Annotated in this window: 20 protein-coding genes and 2 tRNA genes; 6 read left to right on the top strand and 16 right to left on the bottom strand. The window is 61.8% G+C overall.

Annotation, left to right across the window (positions count from 1 at the left end):
- The first annotated feature begins 19 nt into the window (after positions 1-19).
- Entirely contained in the window at positions 20-217 is a 198-nt protein-coding gene (locus WGH93_RS05550) for a hypothetical protein (RefSeq protein WP_374763873.1), read from the top strand.
- A gap of 275 nt (positions 218-492) precedes the next feature.
- On the opposite strand, the gene WGH93_RS05545 is transcribed toward WGH93_RS05550, so the two are convergent.
- The 9 genes from WGH93_RS05545 to WGH93_RS05505 form a co-directional block, all read right to left on the bottom strand.
- Positions 493-1254, bottom strand: a complete 762-nt coding sequence (locus WGH93_RS05545) for a retropepsin-like aspartic protease family protein (protein WP_374763872.1) — start codon at positions 1252-1254, stop codon at positions 493-495.
- Between the two features lie 106 nt (positions 1255-1360).
- Positions 1361-2125 carry an MBL fold metallo-hydrolase gene (locus tag WGH93_RS05540; protein WP_374763871.1) on the bottom strand — a complete coding sequence of 255 codons (765 nt, stop codon included), beginning with the start codon at positions 2123-2125 and terminating at the stop codon, positions 1361-1363.
- Positions 2122-2937: a TatD family hydrolase gene (locus WGH93_RS05535; RefSeq protein ID WP_374763870.1), complete on the bottom strand. Its 816-nt coding sequence runs from the start codon at positions 2935-2937 to the stop codon at positions 2122-2124. The genes WGH93_RS05540 and WGH93_RS05535 overlap by 4 nt, the downstream gene beginning before the upstream one ends.
- A gap of 86 nt (positions 2938-3023) precedes the next feature.
- Positions 3024-4163: a DNA polymerase III subunit delta' gene (locus WGH93_RS05530; protein WP_374763869.1), complete on the bottom strand. Its 1140-nt coding sequence runs from the start codon at positions 4161-4163 to the stop codon at positions 3024-3026.
- Positions 4156-4881 carry a dTMP kinase gene (gene tmk / locus WGH93_RS05525; protein ID WP_374763868.1) on the bottom strand — a complete coding sequence of 242 codons (726 nt, stop codon included), beginning with the start codon at positions 4879-4881 and terminating at the stop codon, positions 4156-4158. Before tmk ends, WGH93_RS05530 begins: the two co-directional genes overlap by 8 nt.
- Entirely contained in the window at positions 4881-6098 is a 1218-nt protein-coding gene (locus WGH93_RS05520; protein ID WP_374763867.1) for a D-alanyl-D-alanine carboxypeptidase family protein, read from the bottom strand. Before WGH93_RS05520 ends, tmk begins: the two co-directional genes overlap by 1 nt.
- A gap of 62 nt (positions 6099-6160) precedes the next feature.
- Complete coding sequence (locus WGH93_RS05515; protein WP_374763866.1) at positions 6161-6955, bottom strand: septal ring lytic transglycosylase RlpA family protein; 795 nt, start codon at positions 6953-6955, stop codon at positions 6161-6163.
- A gap of 25 nt (positions 6956-6980) precedes the next feature.
- Positions 6981-8021 carry a lytic murein transglycosylase gene (locus WGH93_RS05510; RefSeq protein WP_374763865.1) on the bottom strand — a complete coding sequence of 347 codons (1041 nt, stop codon included), beginning with the start codon at positions 8019-8021 and terminating at the stop codon, positions 6981-6983.
- A 103-nt stretch (positions 8022-8124) separates the two neighbouring features.
- Positions 8125-8862, bottom strand: coding sequence for a TerC family protein (locus WGH93_RS05505; protein WP_374763864.1), 738 nt, complete (start codon positions 8860-8862; stop codon positions 8125-8127).
- Positions 8863-9005: 143 nt separating this feature from the next.
- On the opposite strand from WGH93_RS05505, the gene WGH93_RS05500 reads away from it, so the two are divergent.
- Positions 9006-9407, top strand: coding sequence for a response regulator (locus tag WGH93_RS05500; protein ID WP_374763863.1), 402 nt, complete (start codon positions 9006-9008; stop codon positions 9405-9407).
- Between the two features lie 140 nt (positions 9408-9547).
- On the opposite strand, the gene WGH93_RS05495 is transcribed toward WGH93_RS05500, so the two are convergent.
- From WGH93_RS05495 to gyrA, 6 genes are all read right to left on the bottom strand, one after another.
- Positions 9548-9623, bottom strand: a tRNA-Lys gene (locus tag WGH93_RS05495).
- A 122-nt stretch (positions 9624-9745) separates the two neighbouring features.
- Positions 9746-10921, bottom strand: coding sequence for a tRNA guanosine(34) transglycosylase Tgt (gene tgt / locus WGH93_RS05490; protein ID WP_374763862.1), 1176 nt, complete (start codon positions 10919-10921; stop codon positions 9746-9748).
- Positions 10918-11976, bottom strand: coding sequence for a tRNA preQ1(34) S-adenosylmethionine ribosyltransferase-isomerase QueA (gene queA, locus WGH93_RS05485; RefSeq protein WP_374763861.1), 1059 nt, complete (start codon positions 11974-11976; stop codon positions 10918-10920). Before queA ends, tgt begins: the two co-directional genes overlap by 4 nt.
- Before the next feature lie 102 nt (positions 11977-12078).
- Positions 12079-12696, bottom strand: a complete 618-nt coding sequence (locus tag WGH93_RS05480) for a peptidylprolyl isomerase (RefSeq protein WP_374763860.1) — start codon at positions 12694-12696, stop codon at positions 12079-12081.
- Positions 12697-12784: 88 nt separating this feature from the next.
- Positions 12785-13294, bottom strand: a complete 510-nt coding sequence (gene coaD, locus WGH93_RS05475) for a pantetheine-phosphate adenylyltransferase (RefSeq protein ID WP_374763859.1) — start codon at positions 13292-13294, stop codon at positions 12785-12787.
- A gap of 46 nt (positions 13295-13340) precedes the next feature.
- Positions 13341-16088: a DNA gyrase subunit A gene (gene gyrA, locus WGH93_RS05470; RefSeq protein WP_374763858.1), complete on the bottom strand. Its 2748-nt coding sequence runs from the start codon at positions 16086-16088 to the stop codon at positions 13341-13343.
- Positions 16089-16294: 206 nt separating this feature from the next.
- Here gyrA and WGH93_RS05465 point away from each other — a divergent pair.
- The 4 genes from WGH93_RS05465 to WGH93_RS05450 all read left to right on the top strand — a co-directional run bounded on the left by WGH93_RS05465 (position 16295) and on the right by WGH93_RS05450 (position 20004).
- Positions 16295-16384, top strand: a tRNA-Ser gene (locus tag WGH93_RS05465).
- Between the two features lie 363 nt (positions 16385-16747).
- A complete protein-coding gene (gene amtB, locus WGH93_RS05460) occupies positions 16748-18085 on the top strand; it encodes an ammonium transporter AmtB (protein WP_374763857.1) in 1338 nt (445 codons plus the stop codon).
- Positions 18086-18415: 330 nt separating this feature from the next.
- Complete coding sequence (locus WGH93_RS05455; RefSeq protein ID WP_374763856.1) at positions 18416-19498, top strand: ferritin-like domain-containing protein; 1083 nt, start codon at positions 18416-18418, stop codon at positions 19496-19498.
- A 155-nt stretch (positions 19499-19653) separates the two neighbouring features.
- Positions 19654-20004: a TraR/DksA family transcriptional regulator gene (locus tag WGH93_RS05450; RefSeq protein WP_374763855.1), complete on the top strand. Its 351-nt coding sequence runs from the start codon at positions 19654-19656 to the stop codon at positions 20002-20004.
- A gap of 67 nt (positions 20005-20071) precedes the next feature.
- Here the strand turns inward: WGH93_RS05450 and WGH93_RS05445 are convergent, their stop codons facing one another.
- Complete coding sequence (locus tag WGH93_RS05445) at positions 20072-20413, bottom strand: chorismate mutase (RefSeq protein WP_374763854.1); 342 nt, start codon at positions 20411-20413, stop codon at positions 20072-20074.
- Between the last annotated feature and the right edge of the window lie 56 nt (positions 20414-20469).

The raw sequence follows: 20469 nt of genomic DNA, 5'->3' as shown, positions 1-20469 counted from the left end.
TTTGAGCAGGATTGAGGTTATGGCACATCGCAGCGACATACCCGAACTGGATTGGCCCGACAGCTTGGAAGAACTGGTTGCCGCCTGTGAGGCAAGCGCGGAAATCATCAGCCATGATGAAGCGATGGCGGTGATCGATGAAGCGATTGAACGTGGTGTGAAGGAGGGGCGCGCCAAGAGATCTGGCGCATCAGGTCGACTGGATTGCTCAGGATAGCCTGAGAGGCAGGCTGAGAGGGGAATAATTCTCAATGGCGCAAGGCGGCTGTAGGCGGCCCTTTTCGGATTCTCGGTTAAGCAGATTTGGCGCATAATTTATATTATGGGAAATTATGGGACTGTTAAGGGATCTGTCCGGCGCGAACGTCATTCTTTTCGGGAACCATGGCAAGCGGCGCTTCAGGTGCCTGTGGGTGCACAGAGATTGTTAGTTTTTCCCTTTTATTCCAATGGCCTGATCGATCCTTTTAAAGGCTGGAAGCACCACGGCGCTCATGGCCTGAGGATGAGTGTTTCGCCGCGAAATTCGAAGCTGGAAAAATGGTTCAGGGCTTTCAGGCCGAACAGTGATCCATTCATGTCAGAGCCGTTTATGGTGACTTCCATATCGTTCAAGGTGGCATTGCCCACTTTCAGTCTGTCCACCCGTGCGCGGGCGAATTTTACGAAGCCGTTGGCCGTGGCGGCTTTGCCATCGAAGCTGAGCGCGGACATGTCAAAGCCGATGCGCCGTGCATCCGTGGGTGACAGCACCACATTACTGGCGCCCGTATCCACCATCAGGCGTAGCGGAATGCCGTCAATTTCCGCCCGCAGCCAGAAATGGCCATCGGCGCCCCGATGCACGATCATGCCGCCGTCCGGTGCGGTGATAACCGCGGATGGGTCCAGTGCCGACATGAAGCGTGTGGAAAAGTCGCTACGATAAAGATAAAAGCCGGAAGTCGTCATGACAATCACGGCCCACAGGCCCGCCATGCCCATCAGGCGCCGGCCACCGCTGCTGGACCAGAAGACCGCCGCGCCGCCAAAAAGGGCCAGTATCACAAGTGCGCGCACGAAATAGGCGTCAAACCCCCGGTCTGAAGGAAAAGCCAGAGAAAGCCCGAACAGAAGCAGGCATACGGCCAGAAACAGCACGATCAGCCGTGTCCAGCGGCCTTGTGCTTTTGTCTCATCGCCCGCGAGCCGTCCGTGGGAAGGCACGCTGGGCCCCTGCTCTGGCCGGTTTTGATCTGGTTTCCAGGCCGTCATGGCATTTCCGTCTGATCCATGTGCTGCGCGTAATATAAAGGATAGGCTGCCTGAGGGGGATCGTCCAGCACTGGTCAATCGGCGCATGGCCCACCGGGTGCTTTGGTCAGACGGTTACGCACAGCCCGTCAAAGCCCGGCTCCACCCCGTCCGGCAGTTCCCGGCGGAGTGTGTCATAATCCATGGACCAGTCCATATGGGTCAAAATCGCCCTTTCGGGGCGTAGCCGCGCGATCCAGTCCAGCGTGCGGTCAAGGTGGGCGTGGGTGGGATGGGGGCGCCGGCGCAGGGCATCCACGATCCACACCTTCACGCCAGCCAGGGCTTCGAACGCACTTTCAGGCAGGGTCTCCACATCCGTCGAATAGGCCACATCGCCCACTCTGAGCCCCAGCGACATGACCGGCCCGTGCTGTTGCTCGAAGGCGGTGACGGTCAGGTCGCCAACCGAAACCGGCTCGCCCGGCGTGATGATGCGGGCTTCGGCAATGGCGGGATAGCCGGTCTGGCTGTGGAATACATAATTGAAGCGGCCCGTCACCACATCCATTGTATCCCGCGTTCCGTGAACGGGCACCGGCACGCCTTCGCGGACATGGAAAAAGCCGCGCAGATCGTCAATGCCATGCACATGATCCGCATGGTCATGGGTCAGAAACACGCCGTCCAGCCGTGTGATGCCATTGTCCAGAACCTGGGTGCGCAGATCGGGCGAGGTGTCGAACAGGATGGATGTGCCGTCCGCGCCCGTCACATGGACACTGGCACGGCTGCGGCGGTTCCTGGGGTTGGCGGGATCGCACTGGCCCCAGTATTCAGGCGCCTTGGGAACGCCGCCGGAGGTGCCGCAGCCCAGAACGGTGACTTTCATGCCGCCTGCCCCGCGCCTTCTGGCGGCGTGATCCGGTTGAACAGCGTAAAGAAATTTTCCGTGGTACGCGCGCGCAGCTCTTCGAATGGGATGCCCTTCAGGTCCGCGATAAAGCGCGCCGTATCCACCACAAAGGCGGGCTCGCACTTTTTGCCCCTGTGGGGAACGGGCGCCAGAAACGGGCTGTCCGTCTCCACCAGCAGTCGATCCAGCGGCAGATCGCGCACGATTTCCTGCAGGTCCTTGGCGTTTTTGAAGGTTACGATGCCGGATATGGATATGTAAAAGCCCAGGTCCAGCGCCGCTTCCGCCAGCCAGCGCGTGGCCGTGAAGCAGTGAATGACGCCGGGAAAGGCGCCGCGTGCGCTTTCTTCCCGTAGAATTCGCACACAGTCTTCGTCCGCATCCCGCGTATGAACGATAAGCGGCAGCCCCGTTTCCCGCGATGCCGCCATATGGGTGCGGAAATTGGTCTGCTGCAGGGTGCGCGGCGCATTGTCGTAATAATAGTCCAGCCCGGTTTCCCCGATGCCCACGATCTTGCGCGGTTCCGCCCGACCAAGCAGCGCATCCAGCGGTATATCGGGTTCATTGGCGGCTTCATGCGGGTGTACGCCCACTGTGCCGAACACATCGTCGTATCGCTCTGTCAGGCCCAGAATTTCGTCATATTGGGCAAGCTTGGTATTGATCGCCAGCATACAGCCCACCCCGGCGGTGCGGGCGCGCTCCACCACCGCGGCTTCCTGATCCTTCAGACCGTCATAGTTCAGGTGGCAGTGGCTATCGACAATATAATCCGGCGTGCTCATGAACCCTGTTTCTCCGGTAATGATGGCCGTGCGCCGCGCCGTTTCGGCCCTGATCGTGCAAGTCAGGCAGCGGCTTTTTTGCTTGTTCAGGCGCCGGACAGCGTGCCATCAATCTCCAGAAACACGGCCAGAATGGCCAGCTTCAGATCGATGTTCAGGCCCTTTGCCTGGTCCAGTTTCTGGCGCAGTTTGTCCCACAGGGTCAGCCAGTCCGCAACCCCTGCGGCGCTGGCATAGCGGCTCATCAGTCCTTCTTCGCCGGGGATTGGGCTTTTGGCGTCCCCACTGGCATATCGGATCAGGCGCATCATCCAGCCTTCCAGCAAAGTGCGGAAGATATCGAACTGCTCTTCCGCGCTGGGGGATGCCAGGCTTTCGGCGAATTTGTGCAACCGGGCGCGGTCAGGTCGCGGGCACCCTTCCAGCAGGCTCAGCATGTTGGCATACAGGTCTTCCCCGCCAGCGGCGCGCAGGCGAATGGCCCGGCCCGGCGCACCGTCGCTCAGTGCGGCGAGCCTTTCCACCGTTTCTTCCGCGAGGTCACCCAGCACATGCTGTAGCACGTCCCGCATGGCCACGGGTGCCAATGGCCGGAGGCTGAGCGCCCGGCACCGGCTGCGAATGGTGGGCAGAAGCCGGCCCGGATTATGGGCCACCAGCAGCAGAACAGACCGCTCAGGCGGTTCTTCAAGAAGTTTCAGCAAGGCGTTGGATGCGCTGGTATTCAAATTGTCAGCAGCATCGATGATCGCCACCCGCCAGGCGCTTTCCGAACGGGTCTGCTGAAAAAAGCCGATCAGATCGCGTACCTGCTCCACCTTGATTTCACGGCTGAGCCGGTTGGCATTCGATTTCATGGGGGCCGGGCTCAGGGCGCGCACATCGCCGTGTGCCCCGTTCGCCACCCGGCGCACCCTGGGATCCTGGCTGTCAATGCTCAGGCGTTCGGGCGGGTTGGCGGGCAGATCGTCTCCGAACAGGCCCCCGTCGGCACTGTTTTCCGGCCCGTCAAGGCTGTGCAGATATTTGGCCACCCGCCACGCAAAGGTGGCCTTGCCGATGCCGCCGGGGCCCTGAATCAGCCAGGCATGATGCATCTGACCGCGAAAAACAGCCTCGGCAATGGCGGCTTCGGCTGTCTCGTGCCCGGCCAGATGATCATTCTCTCTGGGTGGGGGCGGGGTGGTGTCGCCCTGCCCGGTTTCGCGGCTTGCGGGATCAGCCATTGCCATGCTCCCGCCCGGCGGCCAGTGCCTCGGCGCGGGCTTCGGGCAACAGATCCCTCACCGGCAGGCGATCGGCGACGGCATCCCAAAGCCGGTCGAACACTTCCTGCGGTGTGCCATCGGCGGAAATCACGGCACAGCGATCGGGCTCAAGGTCGGCAATTTCCAGAAAGGCGGCGCGCAGCCGTTCATGAAAGGCCACATCCATGTTTTCAAACCTGTCTTCCGCGTCCGACCGGGCCGTTTCCCGGCTGCGCGCGCGGGTGAGGCCGGTTTTTACAGGCAGGTCGAGGATCAGGGTCAGGTCCGGGCGAAAACGACCGAACGCGGTTTCCTGCAAGGAGCGCATGGCCCCCATGCCAAGCCCGTGCCCCGCGCCCTGATAGGCGATGGTGGAATCGGAAAACCGGTCGCACAACACACAGCGCCCCGCCTGAAGCGCGGGCTTGATCGTGCGCACCACATGCTCGGTTCGGGCGGCGGTCATCAACAGAGCCTCGGTCATGGGCGTCCAGCGGTCCACGTCCCCGGTGAGGAGCATGGCGCGCAGCGCTTCAGCCTGGGGGTTGCCGCCCGGCTCACGGGTGACCAGCGTGTCCAGCCCCACCGCCTTCAGCGCGGCGCCGAGAAAGTGACGCTGGGTGGTCTTGCCCGCCCCTTCCCCGCCTTCCAGCGTGATGAACAGGCCCGTGCCGGGAACGCCGTCCGTCTGTCGCATCAAGGCGTTCCTTCGCCGGGTGCCTGACCGGCCGACCCGAAAAGATAATATTCGATCGCCGCGCCGATCCGCGCGAAGCCGCTGATCTCTTCAATGCTTTCCCCGGCCAGCAAGGGGCGCTCGATGGGGTCTCGCCCCGGCATGGTAACGGTCAGTGTGCCGACCCGGTCCCCCTGCCGCACTGGCGCTGGCAGCGGATTGTCATAGGCCACGGAAACTTCCATCTGGGCGCGCTGGGCGTGAGACATTGTCAGGGCCAGGTCCTCTTCCAGCATCAGCGGCACGGTGGGATTGTCACCCAGCCAGACTTCCGCATAGTCCACGGTTTCCCCGCCGCGCAACAGGGGATAATGCTTGAAATTGCGGAAGCCATATTGCAGCAGGCGGCGGCTTTCGCGCATCCGCGCGGCTGTGCTGTCCAGCCCGCTGACGACCAGAATGAGACGCCGCCCATCCCGCTGGGCCGAACCGGCAAGGCCATAGCCGGAGGCTTCCGTGTGGCCCGTTTTCAAGCCATCGGCGCCTGCCAGGTTGCCCAGCAGCGGATTGCGGTTGTAGCGGTTGGAGGTGAAGTTTTTATAGACATATTCCCGCTGGGCGAACATGGGATACAGGTCCGGGAAATCATTGATCAGCCGCAGGGACAGGGTGGCCAGATCCCGCGCCGTCATCACATGGCCCTCGGCCGGCCAGCCATTGGCGTTCTCGAAATGGCTGTCATCCATGGCTAACTGGTCGGCCTTGGCATTCATCCATTCCACAAAAGCACTGTGCGACCCGGCCAGATATTCCGCCAGCACCACGCAGGCATCATTGCCCGAAAGCACGATAATGCCTTTCAGCAGGTCTTCCACCGTGACCGTATCCCCTGCCCGCAGAAACATGGTGGAACCGCGATTGTTCCAGTTGCGCCAGGCTTCATCGGATACGGTGACCTGATCCTGCAGGGAGATCACGCCATCCTTCACCGCCTCGAATGCCAGATAGGTGGTCATCAGCTTGGTCATGGAAGCGGGTTGGAGTGTCTCCCCCGCCGCTTTTTCAAACAGAACGGCGCCCGTATCCGCTTCGATCATGATGGCGTGTTCGGCTGGTGTGCGCAGCACTTGCGCGGCCGCAGGGCGGATATCGGCGAAAAATACCAGCGCCAGGGCGCCGAGCAGCGCGGCGATGCGTGAAAACCGGGACAAAAAGGCCGAAATGCGCGAATAAAGCATTGTGCGATCCTGAAAAAGCTGATCATCCCGATGTGTGGGATGACGTGGGGAAAAGGCCCTCCTCATCGGGAGGCCTCCGTGAAAATGCGGGCCTCATAAAAACCACCGTTCATGACCCGGTCAAGCATGTCTTCGGCCTGATTGCGGCGTGCAAACGGGCCAAGGCGAACCCGGTAGAACAGGCCACGCGCGGTCTTCGCCCGCTGAACACTGGCCTTGATGCCCTGTCTGGCCAGCGCCTGCACACGGGCGCGGGCATTGGCCTGATCGGCGAATGCCCCAACCTGCACGAAGGTCGCCTCCGCCGTGTCCACGGCACGTGGCTCCACCTGTTGGCGGGCAATGCGGGGCTTGTTGCGGATGCCGCCGTCGGGGTCCGCGATCTGCACGCGCACTTTGGTCACACCCTGTTTCTCAAACCCCAGAAGCTGCGCCCCCCGGCGCGAAATGTCGATAATCCGATCGCCAACGAAAGGCCCGCGATCATTGACGCGCAAGATCAGGGAGCGCCCGTTTTCAAGGTTGGTCACCTTGACAAAGCTGGGCAGCGGCAATGTCTTGTGGGCTGCCGTGAGCTGATTCATGTCGTAGATTTCGCCATTGGCGGTGCGCTTGCCGTGGAATTTCCGCCCATACCAACTGGCATAGCCCACGCGGTCATAGCCGGGGTCTTCCTTTGGTGTGTACCAGCGACCGGCTACCTTGTAAGGCTTGCCGATCTTGCGTTCCCCGCCATTCTCCCCGCGGGGCAGAACCCCGCCACCATGAACCGTTTCCACCCGGTCATTGCCGCCGCCGAATGGCAGGCTGCATGCGCCAAGGGCAAGCGCCAGAACCATCAGAAGCGTTGTTTTCATCCCACCAAGCCTCCAAGCCTGTTTTCTATCCGTCCTGGCCTGCGATTGCGTCGGAAAGAAGACCGACCGCCAACGCATATTTGAAGGATGGATTATAGCGCAGCAATGAACAGAAGTTGCGATAGACAATATAGCCTTTTCCGTCGCCCCGGTCGCCCATGATCAGCGCCGCGGGCAGGGAGCGGGCGGGCAGGTCATCCCCATTGGCCCGGCGGACCCCCAGTTCCTGCCATTTCTGAAGGTTCCGCCAGGCGCCAATGCTTTTAAAAGGCTTGCAGACCCGATCCGGCTCGATCCCGTCGGACTGGGGGGCGTCCAGCCGCGTTTCGCCGCCTTCAGGCAGTGTGACCACCCGGCCCCATGTCTGATCGTCGCGCCAGCCCCAGCTTTTGAGATAGTTGGCGATGGAGGCGAATACATCCGCCCGCGTGTGCCAGATGTCGCGCACGCCGTCTTCGTTCTGATCCACCGCGAGGCGCAGATAATTCTGCGGCATGAACTGCGGTTGACCCATGGCGCCGGCCCAACTGCTGCGCATCAGATCGCGCGGGGCAAGATCGCGGTCGAGAATTTCAAGCGCGGCGAAAAGCTCCTTCCTGAAGCGCTTCGCGCGGCGGCGATCAAAGGCCAGCGTGGTGACCGCGTCGAACACGTCGATGCTGAGATCCACGGTGCCATAATTGGTTTCGATCCCCCAGATGGCCGAAATAAACCGGGGCTGGACCCCGAAACGGGCACCAGCCTGTTTCAGCGTCTCCGCCTCCTCGGCCATCATTTCCCGGCCCTTGGTCTTTCGCCAGTCCGACACCCGAAGGCTCAGATAGCGGGCATAGGTCTGCTTCACTTCCGGCTGATTGCGGTCCCGCGAAATGACCCGCCGCAGCAGGGTGACATTTTCAAAGGCGCTGTTCAGGGTTTCCGGCTTGATTCCGCGGTCCTCGGCCTCCCGCCGGACATCCGCCACGAAAGACTGGAATCGCGCGTCTTCCCCGGCATCGGCATTTTCGTCAGCCGTTGTCTTGTCGGCCCACGCAACTTGTGCGAAAAAAACCGCTATACCAGACATATAAACCGCATTTTTGATGAATCGGATCACCGAAGACTCCCTTGTCAGTGCGCACCTGAACCCCTGTTTTGGCACCCGCCGCAGGCAAACGCAAGCCGCCGCCTTACGCGTTTTTCCGCTTTCGGTCCAGGCGGCGACGGCGAATGGTGTTCAAGGCCTCCACGAAGGCGGAAAAGGCAATGGCGGCATAGATATAACCCTTGGGAATGTGGGCGCCGAACCCTTCCGCCAGCAGGGTCATGCCGATCACCAGCAGAAAGCCCAGCGCCAGCATGATCACGGTGGGATTCTGTGTTACGAAATCACCCAGGGGCCGGGCCGCCAGCAGCATAACTACAAGACTGACAAAGATCGCCAGCACCATGATGGGCAGATGCAGCGTCATGCCGATCGCGGTGAGGATGCTGTCGATGGAAAATACCAGATCGAGCACGACCACCTGCGCCACCACCATACCAAAGGCCGCCGTGGCGCCCCCGGTGCCGGGCTTCTCGCCCAGCGGGTCGAGATGTTCGTGCATTTCGCTGGTGGCCTTCCAGATCAGGAACAGGCCGCCCCCCAGCATGATCAGATTGCGCCAGGAAAAGGGTTGGCCGAATACCGTGATGACCGGCTCGGTCAGGCCGATCAAAAAGGCCAGACTGAACAACAGAAGGATGCGAAAGACAAAGGCCAAGCCGACACCCAGTAGCCGCGCCTTTTGTTGCTGGTGCTCTGGCAGGCGTGCGGCCAGAATGCTGACGAACATCAGATTGTCGATGCCCAGAACCACTTCCATCACGATAAGGCTCGCCAAAGCGGCCAGATTTTCCGGTTGCAGGAACAGTGCGGCCAAATCCATGATTTCTCCCCCCTTTGTCGCGCAGGTGCGCCACCATTGACCATTAGCAAGCGCTGCGTTGTCCGTCACCCGTCATGTTGTGATTTGTCCCGTTTGCAGTCATGATCGGGAACAGGGATGCGGAACAGATGAGGGGGGACATCATGGATCGCTTCAAGAAATCGGTTATTCTGGTGGTGGAAGACGATCCCACGACCCAGAAGGTGATCAGTCAGCAGTTGTCAAAGCTGAATGTGGGGCGCATCGATGTGGCAGGCGACGGCTCCGAAGCCCTGCGCTGTCTGGATCAGCGCCCCTATGATCTGATCCTGTGCGACATACGGATGCAACCCATGGGCGGCTTCGATTTCTGCACCAGCCTGCGCCGGGCGGTTGGGCGACGTTTCGAGCCAAGACGCGCCAACACCCCGATCATTTTCATGACCAGCAGCGCCGATCAGCACAATGTCCTGAAAGCCAAACAAGCGGGCGCACAAGGGTATCTGGTCAAACCCGTGGATGACGACGTACTGGAAAAACGCCTGAACCGCGCCCTACCCGCTTGAGGGTCAGAGCCGTTCCGGGTGCGCTCTCATTCACGCCGCCGATATTCAGATCCGCAGCGCCCCCGATCTCTCCTGCTTCTGTATTGCTTCCGTGCATACAAAAAGGGCTTAGCCTGAAATGGCTAAGCCCTTGATGTGATTGGTGAGCCCGACAGGGTTCGAACCTGTGACCTACTGATTAAAAGTCAGTTGCTCTACCAGCTGAGCTACGGGCCCGTCCTTGGCGACGCGGCGGAACATAGAAACATCGCCCCCTGTGGTCAAGCCCGTAATATCCCCTTTTTTCAGGTTTTTTATCCCGCCGCCGAATGGGCAACCCGGCGGGGCGGGAAACGGGGTCAGCCGGGGGAGTCCTGAAAGGTGGGGCGGGCGTCGATATCGCCGAGGGCATAGGTGGCGCGCCAGTCTTCGGCAAAGCGTGTCAGGCGGCTATCAGCAATGGCGGCGCGCAGGTCCGCCATCAGGTCCTGATAGAAGCGCAGATTGTGCCAGGTGAGCAGGATGGCCCCCAGCATTTCGCCGCTGCGGATCAGATGGTGCACATAGGCCCGGCCATAATCGCTGCACGCCGGGCAGGAGCAGGCGGCATCGATGGGGCGGTCATCATCCTTGTGCCGGGCGTTTTTCATATTGATCGGGCCGTGGCGCGTGAACGCCTGCCCGGTTCGCCCGGATCGGGTGGGCATGACACAATCGAACATATCGATTCCACGCTCCACGGCACCGATAATGTCGGGCGGCTTGCCAACCCCCATCAGATAGCGGGGGCTGCTGGCCGGCATACGGGGCATGGTGAAGTCCAGCACGCGGAACATCTCGTCCTGCCCCTCCCCCACGGCCAGACCGCCCACGGCCAGGCCGTCAAAGCCGATATCGGTGAGCGCATCGATGGACCGGGCGCGCAGATCCTCATACACGCTGCCCTGCACAATGCCGAACAGCGCCGAGCGGGCGGTGTGCTCATCCCCCGCGTCAAAGCCCGCGCGGGAGCGGGCCGCCCAGCGCATGGACAGCTCCATGGACTGCCGGGCGGTGTCCTCGCTCGCCGGATATGGGGTGCATTCGTCGAAAGCCATGACGATATCGCTGCCAAGCTTGCGCTGTATCGCCATGGAGCTTTCCGGCGTCATCAGAATCCGGCGCCCGTCCACATGGGATTTGAAGGTAACGCCCTCCTCCGTCATCTTGCGCAGCTCTGACAGCGACATCACCTGAAACCCCCCGGAATCCGTCAGGATTGGCCGGGGCCAGTTCATGAAACGGTGCAGGCCGCCGAGCCGTTCCACGCGATCCGCGCCGGGGCGCAGCATCAGGTGATAAGTGTTGCCCAACAGGATATCCGCGCCGGTTTCCCGCACATTTTCCGGCAACATTCCCTTGACCGTGCCTGCCGTGCCCACGGGCATGAAGGCCGGTGTCTCTATGGTGCCGCGCGCCATGGTGATCCGGCCACGCCGGGCGGCGCCGTCGGTCTCATGAATATCGAAGCGGAAACGGGCGGACGGTGATGTCATGTGGCGCCTTCCTGTGGAAACAGCAGGCAGGCATCGCCGTAACTGTAGAACCGGTACCCCATGGCCACCGCATGATCATAGGCCGCACGCATCCGATCCAGCCCGGAAAAGGCGCTCACCAGCATGAACAGAGTGGATTTGGGCAGGTGAAAATTGGTCATCAGCGCGTCAATGCCGCGGAAACGATAACCCGGCGTGATGAAGATATCCGTATCCCCCTTGAAGGGATGGATGGTGCCCGCCGCGTCCGCCGCCGTTTCCAGCAGGCGCAGGGATGTGGTGCCCACGGCGACGATCCGCCCGCCCCGCGCCCGCACCGCATTCAGATGCGCGGCGGTTTCGGGGGTAACCTCCCCCCATTCCGCGTGCATATGATGATCTTGTGTATCCGACGCCTTGACCGGCAAAAAGGTGCCAGCGCCCACATGCAGGGTCAACCGGGCCACATCCAGCCCGCGCGCGGCGATCCGATCCATCAGCCGGGGCGTGAAGTGCAGGCCCGCGGTGGGGGCGGCAACGGCGCCGTCGCGGGCGGCGAACAGGGTCTGATAGTCTTCCCGGTCCTGAGCGTCTTCGGGCCGCTGGGCCGCGATATAGGGGGGTAGCGGCATGGCACCGAACTGTTCCAGTGCCCGGCCCATGTCCGCCTCGTCCACCAGAAAGCGGATCAGCCGTTCTCCGGCCTCGCCCGCTTCCAGAACTTCCGCCGACAGACCATCGAAATCGAGCCGGTCACCGGGCCGCGCCTTTTTTGCCGGGCGGGCAAAAACCCGCCACCGGGTGGGGCTTTCCCGTTTGTGCAGCGTGATTTCCATGCGTGCCGCGCCGCGCCTGCCCTTCAGGCGGCCCGGTATGACGCGGGTGTCGTTGAAGACAAGGCAATCGCCCGCTTGCAATTGGTTCGGCAGGTCCAGCACGCCCGCATCCAGCAGGCCGCCATCGCCCAGGGGCTCCCGCGGGCGCACGATCAGCATGGCTGCGCTGTCCCGCGGGCGGGCGGGGCGCAGAGCGATGCGGTCTTCCGGCAGGTCGAAATTGAAAAGGTCAACATCCATGGATCGGGCATTTAGCCCATCGCCGGGTTGCAGACAAGAAAAAGGCGCCGCCCGGAAGCGACGCCCGATATTCTTCGAGGAACCGGCAGAAAGGGGAAGCGCTCAGGAGCCGCCTTCTTCCGGGGAGCCCCGCTGTGTGGTGGCCGCGTCCGCCGCGCCGTCGTCCACATCCGCGGCAATCTCGATCCCCATGATTTTAGAGGGGTTTTGCGGCGGCTCGCCGCGCTTGATCTGATCCACATGCTCCATGCCCGCGATCACACGGCCAAAGGCGGTATAGTCCCCGTCCAGATGCGGCAGCCGGTTGAAGGCGATGAACCACTGGCTATCGGCGGAGTTCGGGTCTTCCGCCCGCGCCATGGAAACGGTTCCGCGCATATGGGGAAGATCGTTGAATTCCGCTTCCAGATTCTTGCCGGACCCGCCGCGCCCGGTGCCGGTGGGGTCGCCCGTCTGGGCCATGAAGCCTTCGATCACGCGGTGAAAGATTTGCCCGTCATAGAAATCGTCCCGGATCAGTTGCTTGAACCGGGCCACGGTTTTCGGCGCCTTGTCCGGGCGCAGCGCGATGGTCACGCGGCCTGTTTCCAACTCAAGATATACCAGATTTTCCGCAGCCGGGCCCGCGGCGGGCCCGTCGTCCGCGTCTGCTTCGGGGGGAAGTTGCTGCATCATCAAGCCCAACATGGTTGCCAGTCCCACAATCAAGTGTTTCATCATCTTCCCTTTCCGGGAAAAGGCGGGGCCACCGCCTTGTTTCCCATTTTTGCAAGGGGCACGCCAAATTGATCTGGGGACATGGATTTTCTCAAACACGCCGGGAAACACGGGCTTCCACCCGCCTTTCAACTTCCGGCGCCACGAAATAGGAAATGTCACCCCCATAGCGGGCCACTTCTTTCACCAGCTTGGATGCTATGGTCTGATAGCGCGGGTCGGCCATCAGGAAAACCGTCTCTATGTTCGGGTTGAGCTGGTAGTTCATGCCTGTCATCTGGAATTCATATTCAAAATCGGATACCGCCCTGAGGCCGCGAATGATCACCTGCGCGCCCACCCGCTCGGCGAAATGCATCAACAGTTCGTCAAAGGGCACCACTTCCAGAATCACGCCTTCACTGTCGGCGAGCGGCTGGCACTGAGTGGTAACCATGTCCACCCGTTCTTCCAGATCGAACAACGGATTCTTGCTGGGATTGGTGGCAACGCCGATAACCAGCCGGTCCACCAGGCGGAGCGCCCGCTTGATGATGTCCAGATGACCATTGGTGATCGGGTCGAATGTGCCCGGATAGACACCCGTATGTCGATAGGTCACGCCTGTACTCCCCATTCTCGCGGTGGGCGCGCTAGCCACTCACCGGTCAGCTTTCCCCTGAATCCGATGCATTGGCGTCGCCCTCATCCGGGGTTTCGCCATCGACCGGTTCTTCTGCATCCGCATCCGTTTCCCCGCCCGTATCCTTCAGTGCGGCCACCGAGACGATATGCTCATCCGACGAGACCCGGAACAGGCGCACGCCCTTGGTGTTGCGCGCGGCGATACGCACATCGTCCACCGGGGTGCGGATCAGCTTGCCCTGATCGGTCACCATCATCACCTGCTCATCCGGTGCGATCGGGAAAGCGGCCACCACGGGCCCCAGTTCCGCGCGCAGCGCCGGGTCCGACGGAGTGTTCCAGATCCCCTGCCCGCCCCGGTTGGTGCGGCGATATTCAAATGCGCTGGTGCGTTTGCCGAAGCCATTGGCGGTCACGGTCAGAATGAACTGCTCCACCTCCGCCATGTCGGCCATCTGGTCTTCCGGCAGGGTCGCGGGCGCCGGATCGGCCTTCCACTGAGCGGCCTTGAGATAAGCCTCTCGCGCCTCCCGGTCCCAGTGGTGCCGGTTGACGATGTGCATGGACACCACCCGGTCGTCCCCTTCCAGGCGCATACCGCGCACGCCCGTGGATGTGCGGCCCGCGAAGCGGCGCACTGCATCCACATTAAAGCGAATCGCCCGGCCACCGCTTGCGGCCAGCAGCACGTCGTCTTCCTCCCGGCACATTTCGACGCCCACGAGGCTGTCACCCTCTTCGGCGAAACGAATGGCGATCTTGCCGTTGGATTTCACATTGGAGAAATCGGAAAGCGCATTGCGCCTTACATTGCCGTGCGACGTGGCGAACATCACGTCAAAGTCGGCCCATGTGTCTTCGTCTTCGGGCAGCGGCAGAATGGTCTGAACCGTTTCGCCCTTTTCAAGCGGCAGCAGATTGATCACGGCCTTGCCGCGAGACTGCGGCGTGCCAAGGGGCAGACGCCAGACCTTCAGCTTGTACACCTGCCCCAGATTGGTGAAGAACAGGACCGGCGCATGGGTGCCCGCCACGAAAACGGTGGACAGGAAGTCCTCGTCCTTCGTCTGCATCCCGGAGCGGCCCTTTCCACCCCGGCGCTGGGCGCGATAGGTATCCAGCGGCACGCGCTTGATATAGCCGGAATGGGTGACGGTCACCACCATGTCTTCCGGCGCGATCAGGTCTTCCTCGTTGAAATCACCAGCGGCTGCCGGATCGATCCGGGTGCGGCGATCATTGGCGAACTCGTCCCGCACGGCCACCAGTTCTTCCCGCAGAACCTCGAACAGCCGGGTGCGGCTTTGCAGAATGGCCAGATAGTCCCGAATTTTTTCCGCCAGCTCTTCCAGTTCGCCGCCGATCTCGTCCCGGCCCAGCGCAGTCAGGCGGTGCAGGCGCAGGTCCAGAATGGCCTTCACCTGCCGCTCCGACAGGCGGTAGGTGCCATCGGTGGCGGCACTCTGCGCTTCATTGATCAGTTCCAGATAGGGCAGGATTTCCGCCGCATCCCATGCGCGCGCGGTCAATTCTTCCCGCGCTTCCGCTGGCGACCCGGCACCGCGGATGATGGCCACCACCTCGTCGATATTGGCTACGGCGGTCACCAGCCCCACCATCAGGTGCGCCCGGTCCCGCGCTTTTTTCAGCTCGTACTTGGTGCGCCGGGTGATCACTTCCTCGCGGAAGTCGATGAAGCTCTCCAGAACCTCCCTAAGGGACATCTGCTCCGGCTTGCCGCCGATCAGCGCCAGCATGTTGATGCCGAAGCTGGTCTGCACCTGAGTGTAGCGGTAAAGCTGATTGAGAACCACGTCCGCCATGGCGTCGCGCTTGATCTCGATAACGACGCGGACACCCTCCCGGTCGGACTCGTCACGGATGTCCGAAATGCCCTCGATCCGCTTGGACTGAACACATTCGGCGATCTTCTCGATCATCGCCGCCTTGTTCACCTGATAGGGAACTTCGGTAATAATGATGGCCTCACGGTCCTTGCGCACCTCTTCCACATGGCTTTTGGACCGAATGGTGATGGAGCCGCGCCCTGTCTCATAGGCATCGCGGATACCCTTCAGGCCCAGAATGGTGCCGCCGGTGGGAAAGTCCGGCCCCGGCAGGTGTTCCATCAGGCCCGCATTGTCCAGCTTCGGATCGTCGATCAGGGCCAGCGTGGCATCGATCACTTCGCCCAGATTGTGGGGCGGAATATTGGTGGCCATGCCCACGGCGATGCCGCTGGCGCCATTGACCAGAAGATTGGGAAAGCGCGCGGGCAGAACCTTGGGCTCATGCTCGCTTTCATCATAGTTGGGCTGGAAATCGACCGTTTCCTTGTCGATGTCCGCCAAGATCATGCCGGAAATCTTGGCCATGCGGGCTTCGGTGTAGCGCATGGCCGCCGCCCCGTCCCCGTCCATGGAGCCGAAATTGCCCTGCCCGTCCACCAGCGGCGCGCGCATGGAGAAATTCTGCGCCATGCGCACCAGCGCGTCATAAATCGCCGAATCCCCGTGCGGGTGATATTTACCCATCACGTCCCCGACGATGCGGGCGGACTTCTTGTACGGCTTGTTCCATTCATAGCCGTTTTCCTGCATGGCATACAGAATACGGCGATGGACCGGCTTCAGGCCGTCGCGCGCATCGGGCAGCGCGCGGGAGACGATCACGCTCATCGCGTAATCCAGATAGGAGGTTTTCATTTCCTCCTCGATGGTGATCGGCTGAACGTCCCGCTCTTCCGGCGGTATGGGGGTATTGTCGCTCACGCGGTTCGATCCTTCCTGATTGTCTCCAAGGGTGGCCCCGGCCAGGCGGGACAAACTGTCTAGCAGCCAACTTCCCGCCCTGCAAGCGAGACCACCCCGCCAGCCCTTCTGGGGGCTGGACAGCGCCGGGCCGCTGCGCTAGAGCCTGTGTCGCGCGCCCCGCCGGATCGACCTGGCAACCGGGGCGCAACCCCGAATGCGTTTGGGGGGAGGTGGCAGAGTGGTCGATTGCACCGGTCTTGAAAACCGGCGAAGGTGCGAGCCTTCCGTGGGTTCGAATCCCACCCTCCCCGCCATTCCCCGCCCGAAGGCCCCTCGGGCGCTCCCCACATCTTTTCATGACCGCTTTTTCGTCGGCGCCTTTTGTGGGACCGCCTGATTCATGGCGAACAATTCAGCCGCGCCCCCGGTGTTCGGCCATCCATCGGTCATGGCCAGCCGTGGCCGGTCAAGACCCGCCAGATTGCCCGCGATTTGCTGCCTGTTTTTTAGGCAATGCTTAGCGATAGGGCACGATGACCGGATGGCAATGAGCGAAAATCGCCCGAAAAGCCCGCTTTATTGCAGCGCATTACAGTTGGCACGGCTCATGCTGATGGATGGCCATTGACTCGGCGGGGTGCTGCCGTGTCCAGCAAGATAAAACAAGGAGTAAACGCATGAAATGGGGACCTGTTCGCATGTGCGCGGTGACCGCCGCGGCCCTGGGCGGCACGGTAGGGCTTTCGAGCCCGGCCCTGGCCGCCCCGGACGCCGAGACCGCTTATATTCTCAACACGCTGCTTTTCCTGATCGGGGGCTTCCTGGTGATGTGGATGGCCGCCGGTTTCGCCATGCTGGAAGCGGGCCTGGTGCGCGGCAAGAATGTGGCCGACATCTGCGTTAAGAATATCGTCCTCTATGCCATTGCGGGTATCATGTATCTGCTGGTGGGCTACAATCTGATGTATGCCGATGTGGGAAGCTATATCGGCAATCCCGCGCTATGGTTCGCCAATGATGCGGCGGCCCTTGAGGGTGGCGATATGGGCGGCGGCAGCGGATATGCTGCTGGCTCCGACTTTTTCTTCCAGATGGTGTTCGTGGCCACCACGGCCTCGATCGTGTCCGGCACAGTGGCGGAGCGTATCCGCCTTTTCCCCTTCTTTATCTTCACGGCCCTTCTGGCCGCGGTGATCTATCCCGTACAGGGCGCCTGGACCTGGGGCGGCGGCTGGCTGAGCGAAATGGGCTTTGCCGACTTTGCCGGCTCCACCATCGTGCATTCCGCCGGTGGCTGGGCCGCGCTGGTAGGTGCGCTGGTTCTGGGGCCGCGACTGGGCCGCTATGACAAGCAGGGCCGCGTGCGCCCCATGCCGGGCTCCAATCTGCCGCTGGCAACCCTTGGCACCTTCATTCTGTGGGTGGGCTGGTTCGGCTTCAACGGTGCATCCCAACTGGCGCTGGGCTCGGCGGCGGACGCGGTGGCCGTTTCCAATATCTTTGTCAACACCAATATGGCCGCCGCCGGTGGTGTGGTCGCGGCCATGGCCACCACCAAGCTGATCTACAAGAAGGTGGACCTGTCCATGGTGCTGAACGGCGCGCTGGCGGGCCTTGTGTCCATCACGGCGGGGCCTGATACGCCCACGCCCATCGCCGCCGTCTTTATCGGCGCTGTGGGGGGTGTGCTGGTGGTTCTGGCCGTGCCCGTGCTGGACCGGCTGAAGATCGACGACGTGGTGGGTGCCATTTCGGTTCACCTGATCTGCGGCATCTGGGGCACGCTGGTGGTGCCGCTGACCAATGCGGACGCCAGCTTTGTAACGCAGTTGATCGGCATTCTGGCCGTGGGTGCCTTTGTCAGCCTGCTGAGCGCGGTGACCTGGTTCGCCCTGAAGCTGACCGTGGGCATCCGCCTGAGCGATGCGGAAGAGGAAGTGGGCTCCGACGTTTCCGAACTGGGGCTGGAAGCCTATCCCGAATTCGGGCGCGGTTCCCAGAAACTCAACATCTGACGGTGATCGCCTGATCTCCCCCGGTGCGCCTTTGGGCGCACCCGGCCCGCCCCTTTGTCTCTCGCGGGTCGCAACACGCCCTGGCAGGAACTCCCTCCCCCTCCTGCGGGCAAGACGGACGGCCCATCCTCCATTCGGGGATGGGCCGTTTATCATTTCGTGGGTTCAGGGCGCGTGGCACGCCATCAACCGGGATTGCTTGTGCCGCCTGCCGGGATTTAGTAGACTGCTGCGTCTAGGGAGCCGGTCTTGCCGATCGTTTCGGGCTACCATCCGTAGCGGCATTCTGGGGAGGGTGCCGGGCAGGACCATAAAGGGAGGAACCGACCGATGTCGCTTGATCCGCTCTATGCCCGCGCGCTGGAAGACAGCCAGTGGGATGTGCCGCAGGACTATGACACCCTTTTCAACTGGCATTACAGCGATGAGCGCAAGGATCTGCTCAACCTGTATGACAAGGGCAAGGCCATGCAGTGGGACGCCAAGGAGCGTATCGACTGGTCCCACGATATGGACCCCGACAATCCCATGGGCATACCGGACAGCTTCTTTCCGCTGGCGGGCGCTGATTTCTATGAAAAGCTGCCGGCTGAGGAAAAAGCCGTTGCCCGGCGCCACAACCAGGCATGGACCACGTCACAGTTTCTGCACGGGGAACAGGGCGCCCTGCTCTGCGCCGCCAAGATCGTGCAGAATGTCCCGGATACGGAGGCCAAGTTCTATGCCTCCACCCAGGTGATGGACGAGGCGCGCCATGTGGAAGCCTATAAGGCGCTGCTTGAAAAGATCAATGTGGCCTATCCCATTACCGGGCCGCTGAAGTCCCTGCTGGATCAGGTGCTGCGGGACAGCCGCTGGGACATGACCTATCTGGGGATGCAGGTGGTGATCGAAGGGCTGGCACTGGCCGCCTTTGCCAACATACGCGACCATGCGACGGACCCGCTGGCCCAGGCCGTGAATGCCTATGTGATGCAGGACGAGGCCCGCCATGTGGCGTTCGGGCGCCTGACCCTGAAGGAATTTTATCCCGAACTCACACAGCCGGAGCGGGATGAGCGGGAAGAATTTCTGGTGGAGGCCTGCTATTTGATGCGGGACCGTTTTCAGGCCACGGAAGTGTGGGAGACCCTTGGCTTTCCCACCAGGGAATGCCACGAATTCCTGGAGCAGAGTCAGGCCATGCAGATTTTCCGCACCAGCCTGTTCAGCCGCATCGTGCCCATCGTAAAGGATATCGGCCTGTGGGGGGATCGCATTCAGCGCGGTTACAGCCAGATGGGCATTCTGGGCTTCGCCAATCTGGATATCGACCAGATGCAGGAAAACGACATGAAGGTGGCCGCGGAGCACGATGCCCGCCGCGCCTATGTGGATGGTACCATCGCCAAGGGCACATCGGCGGCGGAATAGATGCCCTTTCATGCCTGAAGATCACCGGGCAGACCCCTGACAGGTCTGCCCTTTTTCGTGGGGCGAGCGGGATGCCGGGGCCTTGACATCCCCGTGCGGGGTGCCCCGCGCGCTTGGGGCTTGACCTTTTTCGCGCCATGGTCTTGCCTGAGCATATGAATGAAACGCTGCCCGATTATGATGATGTGGTTGCCTGGAAAGCCCGGCTGGAAGATCAGCGACGGGAACTTCTGGCGCTGGACCAAACCTCGGCTGAAGGCCGGGCCGCCGTGGACCTTGATCAGCAAAAGGTGGGGCGCCTGTCCCGCATGGATGCCTTGCAGGGTCAGGCCATGAATAATGCCATCAGCGCCCGGCGGCAGAATGCCCTGTCCCGCATCGATGCCGCCTTGAAACGGCTGGAAAGCGGGGAATTCGGCGCCTGCCTCAAATGCGGGGACGATATCCCGTTAAAGCGGCTGGCGCTGGACCCGTCCGCCACGGTATGCGCCGACTGCGCGGGCTAAATGTCGTTTCTGAGAGCGCCAGGGCTTTCGGCGACCGCTTCCAAGCTGAACAACACCGCCGTCGGACTCAGCGCTCCTGATCCTTGTGGTTCCGGTTGGCCCGATCCCAGACGCCATATTCGTGATTGATGCTCCACTCGATCAGGAAGCGGTAGATTTCATCCACATAATCGGCCAGCGCGGCAGGGTCTTCCGGGTGATTCAAGCGCTTGGCGGCGCTGGTGGCTTCGGCGCGCACTTTGGCCACCACATCTTCCACCCGCGCGGCGTCGCGCACGGTGTTCCGGTCCCGTTTGATCTCGCCCGCCTGGCGGATATAGTCCAGCCGCTCAAGCAAAAGGGGAACAATGGCCCGGTCCAACCGATCGATTTCGGTGCGCACCTCGTCCATGGAGTTACAGGGTCTCACGCGGGCTCACTCCTCATTTCAGGCTCTGATCTCGATGAAGGCCGATATTCCGGGCC

The sequence above is a fragment of the Yunchengibacter salinarum genome (genome assembly GCF_037658235.1).
Taxonomy (GTDB): Bacteria; Pseudomonadota; Alphaproteobacteria; order Sphingomonadales; family Kordiimonadaceae; genus Yunchengibacter; species Yunchengibacter salinarum.
Note: the sequence above shows the minus strand (reverse complement) of the source record. Positions and strands in the feature narration are given on the sequence as shown.

What these genes read in the sequence shown, in the direction of transcription:
- WGH93_RS05550 (WP_374763873.1), top strand. Translation starts at nt 20, where the DNA reads ATGGCACATCGCAGCGACATACCCGAACTGGATTGGCCCGACAGCTTG.
- WGH93_RS05545 (WP_374763872.1), bottom strand. Translation starts at nt 1,254, where the DNA reads ATGACGGCCTGGAAACCAGATCAAAACCGGCCAGAGCAGGGGCCCAGC.
- WGH93_RS05540 (WP_374763871.1), bottom strand. Translation starts at nt 2,125, where the DNA reads ATGAAAGTCACCGTTCTGGGCTGCGGCACCTCCGGCGGCGTTCCCAAG.
- WGH93_RS05535 (WP_374763870.1), bottom strand. Translation starts at nt 2,937, where the DNA reads ATGAGCACGCCGGATTATATTGTCGATAGCCACTGCCACCTGAACTAT.
- WGH93_RS05530 (WP_374763869.1), bottom strand. Translation starts at nt 4,163, where the DNA reads ATGGCTGATCCCGCAAGCCGCGAAACCGGGCAGGGCGACACCACCCCG.
- tmk (WP_374763868.1), bottom strand. Translation starts at nt 4,881, where the DNA reads ATGCGACAGACGGACGGCGTTCCCGGCACGGGCCTGTTCATCACGCTG.
- WGH93_RS05520 (WP_374763867.1), bottom strand. Translation starts at nt 6,098, where the DNA reads ATGCTTTATTCGCGCATTTCGGCCTTTTTGTCCCGGTTTTCACGCATC.
- WGH93_RS05515 (WP_374763866.1), bottom strand. Translation starts at nt 6,955, where the DNA reads ATGAAAACAACGCTTCTGATGGTTCTGGCGCTTGCCCTTGGCGCATGC.
- WGH93_RS05510 (WP_374763865.1), bottom strand. Translation starts at nt 8,021, where the DNA reads ATGTCTGGTATAGCGGTTTTTTTCGCACAAGTTGCGTGGGCCGACAAG.
- WGH93_RS05505 (WP_374763864.1), bottom strand. Translation starts at nt 8,862, where the DNA reads ATGGATTTGGCCGCACTGTTCCTGCAACCGGAAAATCTGGCCGCTTTG.
- WGH93_RS05500 (WP_374763863.1), top strand. Translation starts at nt 9,006, where the DNA reads ATGGATCGCTTCAAGAAATCGGTTATTCTGGTGGTGGAAGACGATCCC.
- tgt (WP_374763862.1), bottom strand. Translation starts at nt 10,921, where the DNA reads ATGACATCACCGTCCGCCCGTTTCCGCTTCGATATTCATGAGACCGAC.
- queA (WP_374763861.1), bottom strand. Translation starts at nt 11,976, where the DNA reads ATGGATGTTGACCTTTTCAATTTCGACCTGCCGGAAGACCGCATCGCT.
- WGH93_RS05480 (WP_374763860.1), bottom strand. Translation starts at nt 12,696, where the DNA reads ATGATGAAACACTTGATTGTGGGACTGGCAACCATGTTGGGCTTGATG.
- amtB (WP_374763857.1), top strand. Translation starts at nt 16,748, where the DNA reads ATGAAATGGGGACCTGTTCGCATGTGCGCGGTGACCGCCGCGGCCCTG.
- WGH93_RS05455 (WP_374763856.1), top strand. Translation starts at nt 18,416, where the DNA reads ATGTCGCTTGATCCGCTCTATGCCCGCGCGCTGGAAGACAGCCAGTGG.
- WGH93_RS05450 (WP_374763855.1), top strand. Translation starts at nt 19,654, where the DNA reads ATGAATGAAACGCTGCCCGATTATGATGATGTGGTTGCCTGGAAAGCC.